The organism is Pseudomonas sp. 05N434, assembly GCF_056396965.1.
The window spans coordinates 1-2,232 of sequence record NZ_JBFTMK010000688.1 but is presented as its reverse complement, the minus strand read 5'-3'; the positions used below and the strand labels follow the sequence as shown (position 1 = coordinate 2,232).

Genomic DNA, 2,232 nt, shown 5'->3' with positions numbered 1-2,232 from the left:
GGCAAGAACCTGCCGGTTCTGAAGCTCGGCAAATCGCAGGACCTGAAGGCCGGTCAGTGGGTCGTGGCCATCGGCTCGCCGTTCGGCTTTGATCACACAGTGACCCAAGGCATCGTCAGTGCCATTGGTCGCAGCCTGCCGAACGAAAACTATGTTCCGTTCATCCAGACCGACGTGCCGATCAACCCGGGTAACTCCGGTGGTCCGCTGTTCAACCTGGCCGGTGAAGTGGTCGGCATCAACTCGCAGATCTACACCCGTTCCGGCGGCTTCATKGGCGTGTCGTTCGCGATCCCTATCGATGTGGCGATGGACGTTTCCAATCAGCTGAAAAGCGGCGGTAAAGTCAGCCGTGGCTGGTTGGGTGTGGTGATCCAGGAAGTGAGCAAAGATCTGGCCGAGTCGTTCGGTCTTGAGAAACCGGCCGGTGCGCTGGTGGCTCAGATCCAGGATGACGGTCCGGCTGCCAAGGGTGGCCTGCAAGTGGGCGACGTGATCCTGAGCATGAACGGTCAACCGATCGTCATGTCCGCCGATCTGCCGCACTTGGTGGGTGCGCTGAAGGCCGGCTCGAAAGCCAATCTTGAGGTGATCCGCGAAGGCAAACGCAAGAATGTCGAGCTGACCGTCGGCGCTATCCCTGAAGAAGGCAAAGAGCTGGACGCCCAGCCTAAATCTGGCGCGGAGCGCAGCAGCAATCGCCTGGGTGTTTCCGTGGCCGAATTGACCGATGAGCAGAAGAAAGCCTACGACCTTAAAGGTGGTGTGGTAATCAAGGACGTGCAGGACGGTCCTGCTGCCCTGATCGGCTTGCAGCCTGGTGATGTGATCACTCACCTGAACAACCAGGCGATCGGCTCCACGAAGGAGTTCACCGAGATCGCCAAGGCGTTGCCGAAGAACCGCTCGGTGTCGATGCGGGTTCTGCGCCAGGGTCGCGCCAGCTTCATCACCTTCAAACTGGCTGAATAAACCGGTTGTCGGCTGAATAAAAAACCGCCTCGAAAGAGGCGGTTTTTTTGTACCTGAATTTTGACCTCGAAGCGGTCAGCCCATCATGTCCTTGACCATGCGTTCCTGCTCCATCAGCTCGCGTTGCCGTGCGTCGATCCGCGATGACAGCGGGAAGTTGCTGCCCGCCTTGCGTTTGGCGAAGTCCAGTTGCTGGATCGCCTGGCGATAATCGCCGATCAGTGCGAAGTACTCTGCACGAGCTTGATGCAGGCCGATGATGTTGCCCGACAGGCCGCGAGTCTCGGCCACCAGGTACCAGACGTCCGGATCTTCGGGGCGGGTCTTGAGCAGGTTCTCCAGCGCTTTTTCCGCATCGGCTGCTCGATTCTGCTTGAGCAGCAGATCGACACGCACCTGATTCAGTGGGTAGTTGCCCGGATACTGAGTCAGCATCCGGTCAACCCGTGACTGAGCATCGGGCAGACGATTATTGGTGATGTCCAGATCGACCTGCGCCAGGTTGTAGATGATCTCGTTCGGCGACTTGGTCAGCAGCTGCTTGAGGTTCTCGCGAGCTTCATTCAGCTGGCCGCCCTTGATCTGGGCGATTGCCAGGCCATAGCGCGCGACGTCGTTTTTCGGGTTTTCATCGAGTTGGGCGCGGAAGCGCTTGGCACCCAAGCCTGGGGTTTCTTCATAGATCAGCTGCACGCGTGCACGAATCAGCTGATAACGCATGCTGTCTTCGATACCGCCCGGTTTGGCCTGTTCGGCACGGTTGCGGGTGTCGGCGATACGCGATTCGGTCACCGGGTGAGTCAGCAGGAATTCCGGCGGCTTGGCATCGTAGCGGTACTGGCGCATCAGCCGTTCGAACATGGTCGGCATCGAGCGCGGATCGTAACCGGCCTTCTCCAGATTCATGATGCCGATACGGTCGGCTTCCTGTTCGTTCTGGCGCGAGAACCGTCGTTGTTCCTGCATCGCCGCCGCCTGGGTGCCGGCAATGGTTGCGATCCCGGCATCGCCTGCGCCGGCAGCGGCAATCACGATCCCGGCCAGCAATGCAGCCATCATAGGAACTTGCATGCGTTGCGAGGCTTCGACACCACGGGCGAAGTGACGCTGCGACAAGTGGGCCAGTTCGTGGGCCAGGACCGAGGCATATTCGCCTTCGGTCTGGGCGTTGAGGAACAAGCCCCCGTTGACGCCGACGATCCCACCCGGCGCGGCGAAAGCGTTGAGCTGTGGGCTGTTGATCAGGATGAACTCCAGGCG

General features: G+C 59.8%; 2 protein-coding genes. One reads left to right on the top strand and one right to left on the bottom strand.

Annotated features, from left to right (window positions below):
- The coding region (locus tag AC1DLB_RS28085) for a PDZ domain-containing protein (protein ID WP_477786093.1) at window positions 1-972 on the top strand (972 nt) is incomplete at its 5' end.
- A gap of 75 nt (window positions 973-1,047) precedes the next feature.
- Here AC1DLB_RS28085 and AC1DLB_RS28080 read toward each other — a convergent pair.
- Window positions 1,048-2,232, bottom strand: a 1,185-nt coding sequence (locus AC1DLB_RS28080; protein WP_477786092.1) for a M48 family metalloprotease, incomplete at its 5' end; no start/stop codon positions are given.